We start from the raw sequence: 17,371 nt of genomic DNA on the forward strand, positions 1-17,371 counted from the left end.
CCGCGCGATCTGAGTCGCGTTGTCGAGTCCCCTGCCGCATAGAGTAAGTCAAAAGCGGTGGGATGCAACGGTCATTACGCGACTACGTCTGATTCTGCTACCCGCGAGCAAATGGTTTGGTTGCAAAGATTCTCTCCTTGACACAATTGCGGTCTTTTTTGCAGAGTGCCGAACATGTCGCGAACGTACGATCTAAGTCGCAGTTATGAATGGAATTACGACAACGCGCCTGGCCGTGCCGCAGTGCCCGCCAGCACTTGGCCGGACCGGGTGTTTTTTTGCGGCCAGCAAATTGGTTCGCCACTGGGAGTCGCTGCCGGACCGTTGCTAAACGGCCGTTGGCTGGCCTACTACGCCGGGCTGGGGTTCGACGTTTTGACCTACAAGACGGTCCGCAGCGTCGCTCGGGCCTGCTATCCGTGGCCCAATCTTCAGCCCGTGTCCTGCGGCTCGCTGTACGGAGGTGAGGCCGACCTGCCGGCAGTCTCGACGATGCACGGCAGTTGGGCCGTGTCGTTCGGCATGCCGTCGCAACCGCCCGAAATCTGGCGCGCCGATGTCGAATGGGCCCGTGCTCAAATGCATTCGGGCCAACTGCTGGTCGTATCAGTCGTGGGCACCGTGCAAGACGGCTGGACGATCGACGACCTGGCGGCCGACTACGCCCGCTGCGCGGCGTGGGCCATCGAAAGCGGTGCCCACGCGATCGAGGCGAATTTCTCCTGCCCGAATGTCGCGACTTGCGACGGTCAGCTCTACCAACAGCCGCGCGATGCGCGGATCGTGGCGCAGGCGCTGCGCGCGGCAATTGGCGACCGCCCACTCGTGCTCAAGCTGGGGCACGTCAACGAAGCGGATCAGGCGGACGAGCTGCTGGCGGCTGTCGGCGACGTGGCCGACGCACTGGCGATGACCAACAGCGTCGCGGCGACCGTTGTGGCGAGCGACGGCCAGCGAATGTTCTCCGGCGAGCGGCGCGGGATCTGTGGCGCGGCCACGCGCGAAGCGTCGTTGCGGCAAACGCGCCTGTTTCGCGAGCTGATCGACCGTCGCGGTTTGAAGCTGGAACTCGTCGGCGTCGGCGGCATCGCCGCGGCCGAGCACGTGCGGCAATACCTCGATGCCGGCGCTACCGTGGTCGAGCTGGCGACCGCGGCCATGGTCGACCCGGGCATTGCACTGACGATTCGGGCTGCGCTGGCCGGCCACGCGCCGTAACCGGTGTGCTACGGTCGATCCCCTTGCCCTCGGCCCACCCGAGCCGAGGGCAAGGATCGTCGTCGATTCGCACGCGCGGGCGTCCGGCCTCCAGGTCACCCCACCCGGGCCGGCCACTCGGCGGCTTTGCATGTACTGCAGCGCGCCGACTTGGAAGGGCGGTCGCGTCGCGTAAGACTTATCGATCGAACCAGTCGGTGAAGCTGCGAAAAAACCACCGGTCAAGTTGATTGCGTGTGGCTTGCGGACAGTCCGCGCGACGCCTGGCGCCGTTTGCAACGATCGTGTGTCGCGACGCCGCTCGTCTGCAGCAAGCGCGCGTTGCGGCCGATATAATGCAGCTTTTCGCCTTGCACCCGAAACGTTTGTCGAGCTCGCTTGTGCACATTCTTGTGCTGTACGACACTTACCACGGACACACCGCGGCCATGGCGCAGGAAATCGCCGCCGGAGCGTCCGAAGTGCGTGACGCCGAAGTCCGCTTGAAGCAAGTCGTGGACGCCGTGGCCGACGATCTGCTCTGGGCCGACGGCATCGCACTGGGCAGCCCGACGCACATGGGCTCGATGGGTTGGCAGATGAAACGGTTCATCGACGACGTGTTCGCCAGCCTCTGGGGCCGCGCGCGCTTGAGCGGCAAGGTCGGCGCGGTATTTACGACCGGCGGCTCTGGCGGGGCGGGCGGCGCCGAATTGACGCTGTTGGCGCTGATGGCCAACTTGGCGCAGCAGGGAATGATCCTGCTGACGCACCCGCACAACGTGCCCGGCTATCGCCCCGATGGCATCTCTTGGGGGCCCACCTGGTCGACCGGCCGCGGCGATCTCCCGCCGACCGAAGCGCAGGTCGCCGCGGCGCGAGGCCACGGTCGGCGGTTGGCCGAGCTGAGCGGCCGGGTCGCCGCGGGCGGCGCGCCAGGTTAGCGCTTTTTCTTCGCCGGCTTCTTGGCCGCGGCTTTTTTGGGTGCGGCCTTCTTCGGCGCAGCCTTGGCCTTCTTGGCTGGCTTGGCTTTCTTGACGGCCCCGGTTTTTTTCTTGACGGGCTCTGTTTTTTTGACCGGCTCGACGGCGGCGCTCTTGGCGGTCTTCTTGCCCGAGCCGGCTTCGCTGCCGGTCGACTTGGCGGCGGCCGCTTTGCCGCCCTTGGCGAAGACGCGGTCCCAATTGTTCCAGTACTCGGGCGTCGATCCGAACCGGACGATGGGCCCACCCATGGCAAACCTTCTCTGCAAATGCGTGTGATGCATGCCCCGTACAAGACGCGCGGCACCCCTGCTGGCGCATCGCGCGGCGACAGTATACGAATCGCTGCCGCCGCCAGCCAAGACGGTCCCAGGGAGAATTCGCCGGCCGAGCGGCTTTGGTGCGGCGAGGCCGCCGTTCGTTGCTTCGCGCGGGCGTGCGATTACCATGGACCTCGCCTGGCTGCCCTTTGAAGTCCTCAACGGGCTGCTGGAGGGGGCGTTGGTCAGCTGGACGTTATGCTTCGATCGCTTCGCCGGAGAGGTACCGCCATGAGCCGTCGTGCTCGCAGTCTCGTTGCCGGAATTGTCACCGGGATGATGTGCATTTGCTGGGCGCTGTCCACCGCCGCGACGGCTGAAGATGCACCGACGTTGGCCACCTATACCCGCTGGGTGACGGGCTTGGCGTTTTCGCCCGACGGTGCGACGTTGGCCACCGTCGGCGGCGAGACGCTGCTCTACCGCCCCGGCGACGTTGTACTTTGGGACCTGAACAGCGGCGCGCAGAAGTCGAAGCTCGCCGGACATCCGGCAGCCGTCTGGGCCGTGGCCTTCAGCCCCGACGGCGCGACCCTCGCCACGGCCGGCTACGACAAGACGATCAAGCTTTGGGACGTGGCCTCGGGCAACGAAAAGGCGTCGCTCGCAGGGCACAAGAACTGGATCACCGCCGTGGCCTTTTCGTCCGACGGCAAGCTGCTGGCCAGCGCGAGCGAAGACGCCACCGTGAAGCTCTGGGACCTTTCAAACAACCAGGAAAAGTCGAACCTCGCCGGGCACACGGGCATGGTGCGCAGCATCGCGTTTTCGCCCGACGGCACACTCCTGGCCAGCGCCAGCTCGGACAAGACGGTCCGGCTCTGGGACGTGGCCACCGCGGCGGAGAAGTCGAAGATCGATGCGCATGCCGACGCCGTGTGGAGCGTGGCGTTTTCGCCCGACGGCAAGCTGCTCGCCAGCGGCGGCGCCGATCGCGTGGTCAAGCTCTGGGACGTGGCCACCGCGGCCGAACAAGCGGCGCTCGCCGGGCACACCAACTGGATTACCAGCGTGGCTTTCTCGCCCGACGGCAAGCTCTTGGCCTCTGCCGGGTACGACCGGCAATTGCGGTTGTGGGACGTCGCCGCCAAGACCGAGGCCGCCAAGCTGGGCGATTACAAGAGCACGCTGTGGTGCCTGGCCTTCTCGAAAGACGGCAGCCTGCTGGCCACGGGCAGCCAGCACGAATCGATCCGCGTGTGGAACATGGCCGACCGCACGCTCAAGTTCGCGCCGCCCGCGGCGCCAGCCGAAGCCGCCGCCGAAAAGCCCACCGAGGCGGCGGAAAAGCCGGCCGAGTGAGCGGCGGCCAACCGCACGGGGCTGCTACTATTGCATGATCTGCAACAGCGGTCTCGCCGACTGCAATTGCTGAAGTACTTCCTCCGGGACGTTCAAGTCCGAGATCATCAACTCGCGCAGATTCGGCATTTCTTTCAACACCTGGAGTTGCGCCGGATCGAACTTGGCGTAGCTCAAATCGAGCCTTTCAATCTGGTGAGCCTGCGCAACGGCTTCGAGCACACCGTCCTCGAGCGTGCAGCTCATCAAGCTCAGGCTCTGCAACCGCGGCAGCGAACACGCCAACTCGGCCAACTCGCGACTGATCGCGGCATCCGAAAAACCAAAAACATTGAGGTGGCGCAGCCGACTCAGGTTCGGCGCAAGCATCGCCGCGCTTGCATCACCGTCTAACAAGAGCGATTCAAGCGTCGCGATCTCGGGAATCAAGATCTCCGACGGATGCACGTCGCACGCAGTATCTGTCCAGAGAATCAAGCTCTCAAGGCGCGGGCAACGCTCGAGGCCCATGAGCGAGTTCTTACCCAGTTGGACGTCTTGGAGATCCAGCGTTTGGAGATTTGCGTGCCCGGCCAGGGCTTCGAGTTCTTGTCGACAAAGGCTCGCTTCTTCAAGGGTGAGCCACTCCAACGACGAGACGCGGCGCACGGCGGCCAGCGATCTTGCCGTGACGCTTTGATGGCCGAGCTGCAGGTGAAACACGTCGCGATACATCGGCTCGATCCGAACAAGGTCCGCATCGGTCAGTTGCGGGTGGTCCAATAAAGCGATGATGATGCCATGCAACTGGCTCATTTGTTCCACGCATTCCGGCGTGAAGGCCCTACGTCCCAGCAAAGAGATCACATTGCCGGGCATGTACTCGTCGACGCCGCGCATGTTCAACCAATAGGCGAGCGAGCTTGTCCTGTCTGGCGCATCGTAACGGGTCAGAACGACGCCGCGCCGCGCCAGCTCTTGGCGCAATTTGAATTGCGTCCATTGGCCATATGCGAAGTAGGCTGCCGGTGCCAGCAAGGAGATCGCCACCAAGATGGCGACAGTGCCGCGGAGTCGGCGACGCTTGCGCAGCGCAGGCCCGCTTTCGCCGGTACTCAGGGCCCCAATGCTCATGACGCAGTGCCCCAGCGCGATGCAGCGGGCTGCCGCTTATCGCCCGCAGTAGTCGATGATCCGCGCGATTTCGCTTTTCAGATCGCAGCGGCGGACGATGCGGTCGATGAAGCCGTGTTCAAGCAGGAATTCGCTCGTCTGAAAGCCCTTGGGCAGCTCGATCCGGATCGTGGCCTTGATCGTCCGCGGACCGGCGAAGCCTATCAGCGCCTTGGGCTCGGCCAGGATGATGTCGCCCAGGCTGGCGAAGCTCGCGGCGACGCCCCCCATCGTCGGGTTGGTGAGCACCGAGATATAGAGCCCGCCGGCCTCGTGGAACCGGGCCAGGGCCGCGGTGACCTTGGCCATCTGCATCAGCGAGAGAATGCCTTCGTGCATCCGGGCCCCGCCGCCGGAGCCGCTGACGATGATCAGGGGCAGCCGCTGCTCGGTGGCCCGTTCGATGGTGCGCGTGAGCTTCTCGCCGACCACGGCGCCCATGCTGCCCATGATGAAGGCCGAGTCGGTCACGCAAAAGGCCACGCGCCGGGCGCGGATCATCCCGGTGCCGACCAGTGCCGCGTCGCGCAAGCCGGTTCGGGCCTGCTCCTCCTTGATCCGGGCCGCGTAGGGCTTCTTGTCGGCAAAGCCCAACGGGTCGGTGGGCATCAGCTCGGTGTCGGTCTCTTCGAAAGTACCGGTGTCGAGCAACTGGTCGATCCGGTCACGGGCCGAAACGTACCAGTGGTAGTCGCATTCCGGGCAGACGCCCAGGCGGCGCTCGGCTTCCTTGCGAAAGATCGTAGCCTGGCAGCCGGGGCACCGCTTCCAGAGCCCCTCGGGCACGCTCAGCTTGGGGCGGTGTGCGGCAGCCGGCAGCGGCTTCGATTCGGCGGGCGGGGGCGAGGGTTCCATGGTCCGACTATCGTCGGTCAATATCGCGAAGTTTTCAACTCGCCTGGACCAGATCGATGTCGATCAACTCGAACGAACCGTGGGCACAGGCCGCCTTCCAGAGGTCGCCGACGGCCGCATGGCGCAGCTCGCTACATACCAGGCTGGCCAGCGGCTCGGGCAGCACGAGCCCGACAACGCCCTGGCGGTGCTTCTTGAACAGCCTGGCCAGCACCGCTTGCACCCGGCGCCGGGCATCGACCAACATTTCGCCCGAGGGCGGACAAACGCTTTCGGGCTGATCCTGCCATTGCCGGTAGACCCGGGGGTGCTTGAGCCGCACTTCTTCGACCGTGAGGCCTTGCCAGAGGCCGTGATCGAGGTTGTGCATGTTGTCGAGCTTCTTGACCCGCAGTTTGAGTGCCTTGGCGATATCGGCCGCGGTGCTCCAGGCGGGCTCACTGTCCGAAGCGTAGAGCGCATCGAGGTTCAATTGGCGCAGGCCGTCGATTTCGCGCTGGACCTCCTCGCGGCCGTGTTCGTTGAGGGGGATGTCAAGCGTCCCCTGGATGCGGCCTTGCTCGGCGAAATCGCTGGCGCCCGGTCGAATTAAGGCAATCTGAAGCATAGGGTTAGCGGAAAAAGTTACGCAATCGGTCCGCGCAGTCTTTGGCGGAGCAGTTCGATGCGTTCGGCATAGTCTGCCGCGGCAAAGATGGCCGAGCCCACTACCAGTAAATCGGCACCTGCCTGGCCGCAAGCGGCGATGGTCTCGGCATTCACACCGCCGTCGACCTCCAGTAAAAGTCCCGGCGGCCGGATTTGGCGCAGCCGGGTAAGCTTTTCCAACGCCACGGCGTCAAACTTCTGCCCACCGAAGCCTGGCATCACGCTCATCACCAGCACCAGATCGCATTCGGCCAGGTAAGGCTCGATCGCCACCAGAGGGGTGGGTGGGTTAATCGCCAGCCCCGCCTTGAGTCCCAGCCGACGGATTTGCCCCAGCACCGGCCGGGGGTCCGGCACGGCCTCGATGTGAAACGTCAGGCCGTCTGCCCCGGCGTCGGCAAACGCGGACAGATACCGGGCCGGATCGGAAATCATCAGGTGTGCATCGAGCGGCAACTGCGTCGTGCGCCGCAAGGCTTCGACCAGCGGCGGGCCGTAGGTCAGATTGGGCACGAAGTGCCCATCCATGACGTCGAGATGCAGCCCGGTGATGCCTGCGGCCTCGAGCCGGGCCACCTCGCCGCGCAGGTCCGTGAAGTCGCACTGCAACATGCTCGGCAACACGGCCGGCACGGAGGCGCAAAGCTGCTCCCAATTCGCGGGCGAGGACATATCGCGGCGCCGGCCAGCGACCGGCGCCCAGTTAGGATCGGGGCGCGGACGGCTCGAAATCCTAACAGATTCCGCGGCCGCGCGCTAGCCGGTTGCTGATCTGGTCAAAACAAACCGGCCCAGCGAGCGGCTGCACCGTCTCGCTGGGCCGGGGGGGTTACGAATGGAACGAAGCAGGGCGAAAAGCTCGTCCTACTTGTCTTCCTTCTTTTCTTCCTTGTCGCCTTCCGGCTTGTCGTCGGCGGCTTCTTCCTTCTTCTCGGGCGCCGGCAGGATGTCGGCATTTACGCCTTGCTTGAGCGTAACCGTGATGGTGCGCTCCTGGATGAACTCGTTGCCCTGGAAGTCGCCTTCCATGGTGACCATCTGCTTGGTCGTGGCTTCAACGGTTCGACCCGTGGCTGGGTCGAAGAGCACGTTGCCCGAGGCCTCTTGCTCGGTCAGCTCGACTTCGACCTCGGTGTCGCCCTCGGCCTCGGCGGCTTCCATGGTGACTTCGGTCGCGACTTCAATGTTGGCGACCTGCTTGCCGTCTTTGTCGGTCATGCCGGCCAGTTTGTACGTGGTCTTGGTCTTCTGGCTGCCGATGGGGCCCAGCTTCATCTCCTTGACCTTTTCCCACGTGTCGCCGTCCTTGACGGCGTCGGCCGGCAGCGGCAACACGCCATCGTTGATCATTTCCTTGACCGTCTCTTCGGTGAATCCGGCGCCGAACATGCGGCTCGGGCCGTCGCCGCCGCCGCCCGCGTTGAGCGATTCGACGAGCTTTTCAGGCAAAGTGATGTCTTTCACTTCGCCTTGCGCAGTAATCTTCAGCATCACCTTCTGGCCGGTGAGGCTTTCAAGCACCGGGCCCAAACGGTCCCAGATCTGGCCTTCGCCCGGGACCGGATTCTTCGAGTCGTAGGTGAACTCGCCGGTGAATGGCGAATTGAGCTTGAACTGCAGGCGGTCAATCGTCTGCGTGATTTCGGCCGTGCCGTCCGAGCCGACGGCCATGACTTCCCAGGTCGTATCCAGGGCCTGGTCCAACTCGAGCGTGAACTCGACGCCGCCGGCGTCGATCGCCATCTCCATCTTGTTGAGCGAGGCGTACTGCGCCTTGTCGCCCTTCTTGAATTTCCACGTCAGCTTCTCGGCCCGAACCTGAGTCGTGCCCAGGCAGGCTAGCGCCATCAGGACCAGCCCGATGGACTTTGCCACGATTGCCATGTTCTTCATGCCAGATACCTCTTTGTAGGTCGGAAGGAGATTTCAGACCGTACCGCCGCACGAAGAACCCTCGCCGGGCGGGTCGGGAAACGATCTGCCGGTCGCCGCTTGGGCATCCCACGCCCAGCTTTGCCGCCGGATGAGCATAATTTTGCCCGCGTACGACTGCAACCAAGCAGCCGGTCCAAAGCCCTTAGCGATTGCCCTGTTTTTCCCGGGCGGGGACAAATTCCCACCCTCCGAGGCCCGCTTGTTGGCCGCCCGGCGGCGATTCAGAATCGATCCTCTCCATTTCGAGCACGGGAACCGACCATGGACCACCTGTTCGACCGCCTGGGGGTGTCGCGGCTCGTCAATGCTGCTGGCACGTTGACGCGACTCTCAGGCACCGTCATGGACGCCGAGGTCACCGCCGCGATGGCCGAAGCGGGCGGCCGTTTGGTGCGGATCGACGAGCTGCAGGCCGCCGCCGGCCGCCGCTTGGCCGATTACACCGGAGCCGAAGCCGCGATCGTGACGGCCGGCGCCAGCGCGGCACTAACTCTTTCGGCCGCGGCCTGTATCGCCGGTCTCGACGCCGCGCGGATGGATCGCCTGCCCGACACGACCGGCCTGCCGTGCGAGATCATCGTGCCGCGCTCGCATCGCAACGGCTACGACCACGCCCTCCGGTTGGCCGGGGCGCGGCTGGTCGAGGTGGGCATCGCCGAGCGCACGCGCGACCCGCAGCCGTGGGAGATCGCCGCCGCGATCACGCCGCAGACGGTCGCGGTCGCCTACAGCGTGGGTTTCTCGCCGTTGGAGCTGGTGCCCGTCGTCCGTGTGGCGCATGAACATCGCTTGCCGGTCATCGTCGATGCGGCGGCTGCTCTGCCACCGCGGGCCAATCTGCGCGCGTTCGTGTCGGCCGGCGCCGACCTCGTTTGCTACAGCGGAGGTAAGGCCATCCGGGGCCCCCAGGCAACCGGCATCTTGTGCGGCCGCCGCGAGCTGATCGCCTCGGCCGCCTTGCAGATGTGGGACCTCGACGTGCTGCCCGCACTGTGGTCGCCGCCGGCCGCGCTGGTCGATGCCGACGTTGCGCTCCGCGGCGTACCCAACCACGGCATCGGTCGCGGCATGAAGGTCGGCAAAGAACAGATCGCCGGATTGCTCGTGGCGCTTGCGCGTTTTCTGGCACAAGACGAGGCGGCCGAGAACGCCAGGCTCGGCGCGCTGGCCGAGCAATTGGCCGACGGCTTGCAGCAATTGCCAGGCACGCGCGTCTCGACACTCGCGCCGCCAGGCCATTGGAAGCTGGTTTCGCTCGAGTTCGAAGCGGCAACAGACGTCTCGGCGATCGAGTTCTGTCGCCGTCTCGAGCATCACGCGCCGCCGATCTACGTCGGCCAAGGCGACGCCGAGCAAGGCCGCGTCTTGCTCGATCCGTTCTGCCTGCAACCGGGCGACGCGGAGACGCTGGTCGCGGCGATTCGCGGGGCACTAGGCAAATGATGCTCGCCGCCGCGAACCGGGCTAGCGCTGATTGACTTCTTCGCTGCGCGGCAGGTCGTCGAGGCTTTGCAGGCCGAACAAGGCGAGAAACCGCGGCGTGGTCGAATAGGTCGTCACGCGCGGCTTGGTGTCGGTGCGCTCGACGCTCAGCAATTGTCGTCGCACGAGCTGCGCCAGGATCGGCCCGCTCGGCGTACCACGTAACTGGTTGACTTGTTCGGCCGTGAGCGGCTGGTTGTAGGCCACGGCGGCGAGCACCTCGATCGCCGCTTGCGAGAGCCGTGCGGCACGCGTCCGCCCGAGGAAACGGTCGCGCAACTTGTCGAACTCCGGCCGCAGCGCCAGGCGAAAGCCGCCCCCGGTGGTGATGATTTCGTAGGGGCAGCCGCTGGTCTCATAACGGCGATTCAACTGCTCGACGAGGGCATCGACCTCCGCGGCTTCGACCCCGCGCAGCAGTGCCGCCATCCGATCGCTCGACAAGGGCAGGCCCGACGGGTCGCCCACGAACAACATCGCTTCGACCAGCCCTTGCGGCGTGACCTCTTCAGTCGCGGCCAGCTCGTCGGGCAGCTCCTCGTCGTCCCAGTGGGCAGTTTCGAAACCGGGCGCGGCCGGCCAGAGATTTGTCGAATCGGCTGCAGCCGACGCGTCGACGTCGAGTTCCGAGGCTTCGGCTCCTTCCCTTTCGGCGATCAGCGCCGGTTCGAGCGGATCTTCGTGTGCCGGTGGCTCGCGTCGGATCGCCGAAGCGTCCGCCGCATGGGGCGGCCGTTCGTCCGGTGGCGCAGGGCCGAGCCCCGTTGCGCTGGCTGACGGCTGCGCTTCGGCCAGCTCATCGGCGCGCGGCGGCTCGGCGGGCTGCTGTCGTCGCTGGCGTCCGCTGAACGCGCGTCGCGCGTTTTCGAAGGCCCGCGCGAGGCTGTCGGCCGAAAGCCGCCGCTGCGGAGTGGGCTCGCGACCTGCGCCGCCGGCAAACTGCTGCGGCTTGGCCGGTGTGTCGTCGGCCTCGTCGTCGGGCGAGTTCACCTTGCGCGCGGCCGACATCCTTGGCGCCTTGCTCGGTCGAAAGTTCGAAGGGGGACGATGCTGCCGCTGCCCGCTAGGCGCGCTTGACGACCTGCTGCTTCATAAAGGCCAGGCCGTCGCGCGCCAGTTGCATTTCATCTTTATACATCCGCCGCCAGATCTTTGTCGCCGCGACCAAATTGGGCAGCGCCAGGCCAAAGGCCTCGATCACCAGCCAGCCGTCGTAGCCGACGCTCTTGAGCGTGTCGAAGGTCACGTCCCATTGCACCTGGCCGGCGCCGGGAGTGCTGCGGTCGTTCTCGGAGATGTGGACGTGGACCGTCTCGGCCGCGCAGGTCTTGATCGCCGCGGCCGTGTCCTTTTCCTCGATGTGCGAATGGAACGTGTCGTACATCATCCGGCAATGCGGGTGGCCCACCTCGCGCACGAACCGCGCCGTGTCGGCGGCGGTGTTGAGCAGGTAGCACTCGAACCGGTTGAGATACTCGATGCCCAGCATCACGCCGTGCGTCTGGGCGTGCTCGGCCGTCTTCTGCATCGTCTCGATGCCGTAACGCCATTCGTCGGCCGTGGGGCCCGCCCCGGTGAAGATGCCCAGCGCCGAGTGATACGGTCCCACGAGGGTCTGGGCACCGGCCGCTTCGCAGCACTCCAGCGCCAGCTTATTCAACTCGACCGCCTTGGCCCGAATTTTCGGATCGGGGCTGATCGGGTTGTCGTCCGGCCCGCGGACCGTCACGGCTGTGCATTCCAGGCCCAACTCGGCGAGCCGCTTGCCCCAGGTGCCATATTTTTGCGGATCGAGCTCGAAGATCGGCAATTCGACGCCGTCGTAGCCCAGCGATTTCAATTCCGACAGCACGGGCATCAAACCGTCGTGCAGGGTGTCGGTCCATAACAGCAGATTCATGCCGAATTTCATGGGGGAGAACTCCTAGGCTCAGGGCATCGGCTCGACGGATTGCGGGCGACCTGCAGCGGGCGGTGCGGCGAGCAGCTCGCGCCACCGCTCGGCGACCCGGCTGCGCGCCACGGCCAAGACGCTGGTGAACGACTCGGGCAAGACCGGCAAGCGGACGCGTCGCATTACCTGGTTCAAGCGGAACAACAGTCTGCCATCCTCGCGGTAGTCAAACAAGAAACGCTCCCGGCAAAACAGCGGAATCAGCTCGCCGAGCCGGGGAACGTCCCGTCCGGCCAGCCGCTCGACGGCCGTCTCGACCACGGCGCCGTCGAGCTGCGCGACGGCCGCGTAATACGCCTCGAGCCGCGGTGGATCGTCGGCGGCCAGGCAGTCGTCCAGAAGCAGCTCGACCAGGATGTGGCCGAGAAAACTGGGGCGAAAACTCTCGTCGGGAGCCAGGTGATCGCGCGCCGTAATGGTCAGCTGCCAGCACAGCTCGTTGAACGTCGGCGTCGCGTGGAACCAGGCATCGTCGGCATGATGCCGGGCCACGCCGCGAGCCATGCTTGCAACCACGGGGTCATCGTCGTGGAGAAACGGCTCGACCTGCCGGGGCCGCAAACGCACCCGGCGATCGACCAGGCTCAACCAGTCGGGCAGCGCCGTGCCCGCCAGCAGGTAGGGATCGTCGAGACACAAGCGACCGTGGGCAAAGTAGTTCACGGCCGCGTCAGCCGATGTCGACCCACCGGCCGCACTGCGCGCTTTCGAGCACCGCGTCGCAGATTTTCTGCGTCACCAGGGCGTCGCGGAAGGTGGGCGCGCAGGGCGTGCCACTGCCGAGGCTCGCGAGGAAATCGGCCACCTGGTGGGTGAAGCTGTGCTCGTAGCCGATCTGCAGGCCCGGCACCCACCACTTGTCCATGTACGGATGATCGCCGCCGTGGTCGGTCACGTGGATCGAGCGCCAGCCGCGGAGCCGCCCTTCGTCGCCGTGATCGAAGTACTCCAGCCGGTGCAGATCGTGCAGGTCCCACTTCAGCGAGGCCTTCTCGCCGTTCACCTCGAACGTGTACAGGGCCTTGTGACCGCGGGCATAACGGGTCGATTCGAACAGGCCGAGCGAGCCATTGGCAAACCGGCACAGGAAGGCACAGGCATCGTCAATGCTGACCTTTTCCAGCTTGCCCGTCAGATTGTGCATCCGCTCTTTGACAAACGTCTCGGTCATCGCCGTGACGCTGTTGACGGCGCCGTTGAGCCAGTAGGCCGTGTCGATGCAATGGGCCAAGAGGTCGCCGGTCACGCCCGAGCCGGCCGCCGCGGCGTCGAGCCGCCACAGGCCCGTACCGCCTTGGGGCAAGTCGGCCGCGATGGTCCAGTCCTGGAGGAAATTGGCGCGGTAATGGAACACGCGGCCCAAGCGGCCCTCGTCGATCAGCCGTTTGGCCAGCGTGACGGCCGGCACGCGGCGATAGTTGTACCAGACCGTGTTGGGGACCTTGGCCTTTTCGACTGCCTGGCACATGGCCTCGCCTTCGGCGGCGTTCATTGCCAGCGGCTTCTCGCACAGCACCATCTTGCCCGCCTCGGCGGCGGCGATGGCGATTTCTTTGTGCAGGTTGTTCGGCACGCAGATGTCGACCGCGTCGATGTCCTTCCGCGCGATCAGCTTTCGCCAATCGGTCTCGTACGACTCGTAGCCCCAGTTCGCGGCGAAGGCCTGGATGGCGTCTTCATTGCGGGCACAGCAGGCCGCCAGCACCGGGCGGTAGGGCAACTGGAAAAACTGGCTCACCTGGCGATAGCCGTTCGAATGGGCTCGGCCCATGAAGCCATAGCCGATCATCCCGATGCGCAGATTCTTGGCCATGCGTGCGATCTTTCCGCAGAAAAAAAGGAAGCGTGTCTCAGGCGGCGTGACGAAAGCCGGTAGCGCCGATCAACTGTACTTGCCAGCTCGACCGTGCATGCCAGTTCAACCGTACTTGGCGGCCAGCGCGTCGATGCCGCGCTTGCACTTCTCGGTTGCTTTCCAGGCGTCCGGCCAGAAGCAGAGATCGATCGTCCACCAGTTGTCGGGACAACCGGCCGCGACGATCGCCGGCATGAACTCGTCGAAATTGAGGTTGCCTTCGCCGAACGGCGGGTGCGTGCTCGTATGGTTGTCGTGCAGCGTGCCGTCCGAGTCGATCAGGTGCAACCGGCCGATCTTGCCCTTGAGTTTTTCAGCCAGTTCGCGGATGCCGCCGGCGAGCGTTTCTTTCTGGCCCGGCTGGCGCGCTCCGTGCACGGCCACCATGTTCGCGTGGCAGGTGTCGAACATGGTCGAGAAATTGTCATGATTCACCGCGTCGAGCACGCGCAGCACGTCGCTCGGCTTGTTGAAGGCGAAGCCCGGCTCGAATTCCCACACCACGCGCACGCCCCGGTCGGCCGCTTCCTGGGCACATTGGCGCCAGGTGTCGGCCACGCGCCGCAGCGCCTGCTCGTAGGGCACCATCGTCGCCTGCTTCGGCTCGTTGCCCACCTGCCCCAGCACGCCGGGGTCTTCGGTCGTGTCGACGCGGATCACCTCGATGCCCAGGTCGTTGCAGAACTCGACGTTCTTGCGGAACGTCGCCAGGTACGAATCGTTCGTGGGCGCGGAGATCAGCTTTTCGCTCCACAGGTCGGCCGCCAGGCCGCTGCAGCCCATCCCCTTCGATTCCCACAGCGCCCGGACCTGAGCACGCTCGTCCTTGGTCTTTTGCAGGTCGGGGTTGGGATGCACGCCGAAGCCGCCCAGCTCGAGGCCGTCGAAACCCAGTTCGTGCAGCTTCGTGACGACTTCGGGAAACGGTACGGGCGAGTTGGCGTAGGGGCCGATCGAATAGGCCCAGGTGCCGATCGAGATGCGTCGTTTGGCCATGGGTGCGGATTCCTCGGAAAAGGCGCCGCGGTGGCGCGGCTTGCGGATGCGCAGGGACGAGTTGACCTATTGCTGCTTGTAATCGCCGACGTTGGGCAGCCGCTCGTGCACGTCGGGGCCGAAATAGCGCAGACCCACCAGCGGCTCGTCGCCGTCGTTAGCGATCTCGACGCCGCAGCGGGCCGCCTCGCTGGTGATGAACACCTCGTCGGCCGTTTCCTCGCCGAAGCGGATCATCGCCGGCGTCTGCAAGGCCAACGGGCCCATGCGGCCCTTGCCTTGCACGGTGATCCAGCCGCTGGCACCCGGATCGCGGATCGTGCACTTGGCGCCTGGCTCGAGCGTCAATTCTTTCGCGCTGAACAGTTGCGCGCCGTCAATGCGGCCATACACGATCCAGCGATCGACGCAGCCCGGCGCGCCGGCCGTCGCATCGACGATCGGTTCGAGGTAGTTGTGATCCTTGAAGTGCGTGTCGACGTTCTTTTCCCAGTCCAACTGGCCGATGATGAAGTCCAGGTCGCGGTGCTTTTCCGGCGGCACGTCCTTGACCAGCAGCGACCAGGGCACGTAGCGCCCTTCGACCAGCGATTGGAACATGCCGAACACGTCCGAGCCCCATTGCGGTTCGTAGGTGCACAGACTGCCCGGGGCATGCAGCACGCCGGGCGGAATCAGCCAGCCCGTACCGCGCTTCAGGCGATAGGCCTTCGACAGGTCGAGAATGCCGTTGTCGCCCTGGTCCCAGTTTTCCAGGCAGCGCCGCACGTCGGCCTTGGTCGTGCCCGGCTCGAGGCCCATGAACGTGTAGGCGTAGTTGTTGTCGACGTTGTTCAACTGCGGCGGGAAATAATAGCTCTCGGGCTTGCCTTGCTGGCCGGTCAGCTTGGCGTGCTCGAAACCCTGGTGCATGTGGTGCGGAATCGGCCCCATGTTGTCGAAGAATTTCGAGTACACCGGCCAGCGGTCGTACTTCTTGAACATGGCGTCGCCGATCAGCCGCGCGCCGGCCTCGGCCACGGCGTCGCGCAGCGTGAACCGCTGGCCCTCGAACGCCACGTAGCTGAGTCCCTCGTCGGGCACCCGGCCCTCGTTGGCCGCTTCGGTGGTGCTGGCGAACCAGCGCTCGTCGATGCCGCCGCGGTTCGCGCCGTACGCATACCAGTCGCGCGGATCGAGCTTGATGCGCTTGCCGGGGTGCAGAAAGCTGCGCGGCACCCAGGTAGGCGTCAGACGCAACAGCCCCCGGCCGGCGTCGAGCGCGCGGTCCAAGAGCTTGCCGATATTGTCGGTCGAGGCGATTTTCGACTGGCGGATCATGGGTCGGTCTGCAACTCGCGAAAGGGGCGACGAAGGCCGGTTTTTGGCGTGCCCGAGCGATTGTTGTAGTAGAGCGCCGGCGCGCCGGCAAGCACGGCCGAAGGGCTCTGCTGGCAGGCTGCATGCGCGCGGCTTACATTGGGCTCCCTTGGCTCATTCGACTGTCCGAAGGGGACCCTGCCATGCCCGCGCCAACCTGGTTGCTGAGCGACACCCGAGCCGATCTCGACTGCGGCGACCTGTCGCTCGGCACCGCCGATTTCATGGGTGCCCAGCGGCCGCTGAGCGTGCGCCGACGTTACCTCCGCGGCGGCCTTCGCGACGGCGTCGAGGTGATCGAAGTCGAAACCGAACGGTTCGATTTTACGATCGTGCCCACGCGCGGCATGGGCCTGTGGAAAGCCGGCCACACCGCGGCCTCGCGCGACGCACGGTTCGTGCTCGGCTGGCAGGCACCCGTCCAGGGGCCCGTCCATCCGCGCAACGTGAATCTCTGGGAGCCCGGGGGGCTGGGATGGCTGTCGGGCTTCGATGAACTACTTTGCCGCTGCGGATTGGAGAGCAACGGCGGGCCCGACTACGACGCCAACGGCCGGCTCTGCTATCCGCTGCACGGCAAGATCGCCAACACGCCGGCCTGGCAGACACGCGTCTCGTTCGACGCCGAGCGCCAGGAGCTTAGGGTCGAAGGGACCTGCGACGAGACGCGCCTGTTCCACTCGAAGCTGCGGCTCGAGACCAGCTATCGCGTGCGCCTCGGCGAATCGCGGCTTACGATTCACGACGTGGTCACGAACCTCTCGGCCGAGCCGGCCGGTCTGCAATTGCTCTATCACACCAATTTCGGTCCACCGCTCTTGGAGCGCGGCGCGCGCGTCGTGCTGCCGGCCAAGAGCGTGATCCCACAGACACCCCGGGCCGCCGAGGGAGTGGAGACCTGGGACGTGTACGGACCGCCCGAGGCGGGCTTTACCGAACAGGTGTACTTCTTCGAGCTGGCCGCCGGCGCCGACGGGCGCGCCGAGACGATGCTGGTCAACGCGGCCGGCGATCGCGCGGCCACGCTGCGCTTCCGCGCGGACCAGTTACCCTGCTTCACGCTCTGGAAAAGCACCCAAGCGGAGACCGACGGCTATGTCACCGGCCTGGAGCCATCGATCAACCTGCCGAACGTGCGTTCGTTTGAGGAACGGCAAGGCCGCGTCACGCCGCTGGAAGGCGGCGAAAGCCGCACGTTCGAATTGGAATTGGGCCTGACGACCGACGCCGCCGAAATCGCGGCCACGGCCCAGCGAATCGCATCCGCCGCCGGCGGTGCTCCGAAAATCTACACCCAACCCCAACCCGGCTGGTCGGCGGGGTAATTTGTGTT

General features: G+C 65.4%; 17 protein-coding genes. 5 read left to right on the forward strand and 12 right to left on the reverse strand.

Going from position 1 to position 17,371, the window contains the following annotated elements:
- The first annotated feature begins 174 nt into the window (after positions 1 to 174).
- Both K1X74_02600 and K1X74_02605 read left to right on the forward strand, forming a co-directional pair.
- Positions 175 to 1,218 carry a hypothetical protein gene (locus K1X74_02600; protein ID MBX7165218.1) on the forward strand — a complete coding sequence of 348 codons (1,044 nt, stop codon included), beginning with the start codon at positions 175 to 177 and terminating at the stop codon, positions 1,216 to 1,218.
- Positions 1,219 to 1,583: 365 nt separating this feature from the next.
- Positions 1,584 to 2,141 (forward strand): flavodoxin family protein, encoded by a 558-nt coding sequence (locus K1X74_02605; protein ID MBX7165219.1) that lies wholly within the window; start codon positions 1,584 to 1,586, stop codon positions 2,139 to 2,141.
- Here the strand turns inward: K1X74_02605 and K1X74_02610 are convergent.
- Positions 2,138 to 2,542, reverse strand: coding sequence for a hypothetical protein (locus K1X74_02610; protein ID MBX7165220.1), 405 nt, complete (start codon positions 2,540 to 2,542; stop codon positions 2,138 to 2,140). The two genes, K1X74_02605 and K1X74_02610, sit on opposite strands and share 4 nt — an antisense overlap.
- 189 nt (positions 2,543 to 2,731) lie before the next feature.
- Between K1X74_02610 and K1X74_02615 the strand changes: the two genes are divergently transcribed.
- Positions 2,732 to 3,802: a WD40 repeat domain-containing protein gene (locus K1X74_02615; GenBank protein MBX7165221.1), complete on the forward strand. Its 1,071-nt coding sequence runs from the start codon at positions 2,732 to 2,734 to the stop codon at positions 3,800 to 3,802.
- A gap of 27 nt (positions 3,803 to 3,829) precedes the next feature.
- Here K1X74_02615 and K1X74_02620 read toward each other — a convergent pair whose 3' ends face one another.
- The 5 genes from K1X74_02620 to K1X74_02640 form a co-directional block, all read right to left on the reverse strand.
- On the reverse strand, positions 3,830 to 4,915 hold the full coding sequence (locus K1X74_02620; protein MBX7165222.1) for a hypothetical protein: 1,086 nt from the start codon (positions 4,913 to 4,915) through the stop codon (positions 3,830 to 3,832).
- 36 nt (positions 4,916 to 4,951) lie between these two features.
- Positions 4,952 to 5,809: an acetyl-CoA carboxylase, carboxyltransferase subunit beta gene (accD, locus tag K1X74_02625; protein ID MBX7165223.1), complete on the reverse strand. Its 858-nt coding sequence runs from the start codon at positions 5,807 to 5,809 to the stop codon at positions 4,952 to 4,954.
- Between the two features lie 34 nt (positions 5,810 to 5,843).
- On the reverse strand, positions 5,844 to 6,416 hold the full coding sequence (locus K1X74_02630; GenBank protein ID MBX7165224.1) for a histidine phosphatase family protein: 573 nt from the start codon (positions 6,414 to 6,416) through the stop codon (positions 5,844 to 5,846).
- Positions 6,417 to 6,433: 17 nt separating this feature from the next.
- Positions 6,434 to 7,129: a ribulose-phosphate 3-epimerase gene (gene rpe / locus K1X74_02635; protein ID MBX7165225.1), complete on the reverse strand. Its 696-nt coding sequence runs from the start codon at positions 7,127 to 7,129 to the stop codon at positions 6,434 to 6,436.
- A gap of 192 nt (positions 7,130 to 7,321) precedes the next feature.
- A complete protein-coding gene (locus K1X74_02640; GenBank protein MBX7165226.1) occupies positions 7,322 to 8,350 on the reverse strand; it encodes a hypothetical protein in 1,029 nt (342 codons plus the stop codon).
- A 303-nt stretch (positions 8,351 to 8,653) separates the two neighbouring features.
- Here K1X74_02640 and K1X74_02645 point away from each other — a divergent pair, with 303 nt between their 5' ends.
- Positions 8,654 to 9,835 carry an aminotransferase class V-fold PLP-dependent enzyme gene (locus tag K1X74_02645; GenBank protein MBX7165227.1) on the forward strand — a complete coding sequence of 394 codons (1,182 nt, stop codon included), beginning with the start codon at positions 8,654 to 8,656 and terminating at the stop codon, positions 9,833 to 9,835.
- A 21-nt stretch (positions 9,836 to 9,856) separates the two neighbouring features.
- Here the strand turns inward: K1X74_02645 and scpB are convergent, their stop codons facing one another.
- From scpB to K1X74_02675, 6 genes are all read right to left on the reverse strand, one after another.
- On the reverse strand, positions 9,857 to 10,882 hold the full coding sequence (gene scpB / locus K1X74_02650; protein ID MBX7165228.1) for an SMC-Scp complex subunit ScpB: 1,026 nt from the start codon (positions 10,880 to 10,882) through the stop codon (positions 9,857 to 9,859).
- 55 nt (positions 10,883 to 10,937) lie between these two features.
- Positions 10,938 to 11,786, reverse strand: coding sequence for a sugar phosphate isomerase/epimerase (locus tag K1X74_02655; GenBank protein MBX7165229.1), 849 nt, complete (start codon positions 11,784 to 11,786; stop codon positions 10,938 to 10,940).
- An 18-nt stretch (positions 11,787 to 11,804) separates the two neighbouring features.
- A complete protein-coding gene (locus K1X74_02660) occupies positions 11,805 to 12,491 on the reverse strand; it encodes a hypothetical protein (GenBank protein ID MBX7165230.1) in 687 nt (228 codons plus the stop codon).
- A gap of 7 nt (positions 12,492 to 12,498) precedes the next feature.
- On the reverse strand, positions 12,499 to 13,641 hold the full coding sequence (locus K1X74_02665; protein MBX7165231.1) for a Gfo/Idh/MocA family oxidoreductase: 1,143 nt from the start codon (positions 13,639 to 13,641) through the stop codon (positions 12,499 to 12,501).
- Positions 13,642 to 13,746: 105 nt separating this feature from the next.
- Positions 13,747 to 14,679, reverse strand: coding sequence for a sugar phosphate isomerase/epimerase (locus K1X74_02670; GenBank protein MBX7165232.1), 933 nt, complete (start codon positions 14,677 to 14,679; stop codon positions 13,747 to 13,749).
- A gap of 66 nt (positions 14,680 to 14,745) precedes the next feature.
- Entirely contained in the window at positions 14,746 to 15,999 is a 1,254-nt protein-coding gene (locus K1X74_02675; protein MBX7165233.1) for a hypothetical protein, read from the reverse strand.
- 182 nt (positions 16,000 to 16,181) lie between these two features.
- On the opposite strand from K1X74_02675, the gene K1X74_02680 reads away from it, so the two are divergent.
- Complete coding sequence (locus K1X74_02680) at positions 16,182 to 17,363, forward strand: aldose 1-epimerase family protein (protein ID MBX7165234.1); 1,182 nt, start codon at positions 16,182 to 16,184, stop codon at positions 17,361 to 17,363.
- The last annotated feature ends 8 nt before the right edge of the window (positions 17,364 to 17,371 follow it).

It is taken from the genome of Pirellulales bacterium, from assembly GCA_019694435.1.
Lineage (GTDB): Bacteria > Planctomycetota > Planctomycetia > Pirellulales > JAEUIK01 > JAIBBZ01.

Excerpts from the sequence above, each read along its gene's own strand:
- scpB (MBX7165228.1), bottom strand. The coding sequence starts at position 10,882 with ATGTCGGCCGCGCGCAAGGTGAACTCGCCCGACGACGAGGCCGACGAC.
- K1X74_02630 (MBX7165224.1), bottom strand. The coding sequence starts at position 6,416 with ATGCTTCAGATTGCCTTAATTCGACCGGGCGCCAGCGATTTCGCCGAG.
- K1X74_02665 (MBX7165231.1), bottom strand. The coding sequence starts at position 13,641 with ATGGCCAAGAATCTGCGCATCGGGATGATCGGCTATGGCTTCATGGGC.
- K1X74_02655 (MBX7165229.1), bottom strand. The coding sequence starts at position 11,786 with ATGAAATTCGGCATGAATCTGCTGTTATGGACCGACACCCTGCACGAC.
- K1X74_02645 (MBX7165227.1), top strand. The coding sequence starts at position 8,654 with ATGGACCACCTGTTCGACCGCCTGGGGGTGTCGCGGCTCGTCAATGCT.
- K1X74_02620 (MBX7165222.1), bottom strand. The coding sequence starts at position 4,915 with ATGAGCATTGGGGCCCTGAGTACCGGCGAAAGCGGGCCTGCGCTGCGC.
- K1X74_02600 (MBX7165218.1), top strand. The coding sequence starts at position 175 with ATGTCGCGAACGTACGATCTAAGTCGCAGTTATGAATGGAATTACGAC.
- rpe (MBX7165225.1), bottom strand. The coding sequence starts at position 7,129 with ATGTCCTCGCCCGCGAATTGGGAGCAGCTTTGCGCCTCCGTGCCGGCC.
- K1X74_02670 (MBX7165232.1), bottom strand. The coding sequence starts at position 14,679 with ATGGCCAAACGACGCATCTCGATCGGCACCTGGGCCTATTCGATCGGC.
- K1X74_02675 (MBX7165233.1), bottom strand. The coding sequence starts at position 15,999 with ATGATCCGCCAGTCGAAAATCGCCTCGACCGACAATATCGGCAAGCTC.
- K1X74_02615 (MBX7165221.1), top strand. The coding sequence starts at position 2,732 with ATGAGCCGTCGTGCTCGCAGTCTCGTTGCCGGAATTGTCACCGGGATG.
- K1X74_02640 (MBX7165226.1), bottom strand. The coding sequence starts at position 8,350 with ATGAAGAACATGGCAATCGTGGCAAAGTCCATCGGGCTGGTCCTGATG.
- accD (MBX7165223.1), bottom strand. The coding sequence starts at position 5,809 with ATGGAACCCTCGCCCCCGCCCGCCGAATCGAAGCCGCTGCCGGCTGCC.
- K1X74_02680 (MBX7165234.1), top strand. The coding sequence starts at position 16,182 with ATGCCCGCGCCAACCTGGTTGCTGAGCGACACCCGAGCCGATCTCGAC.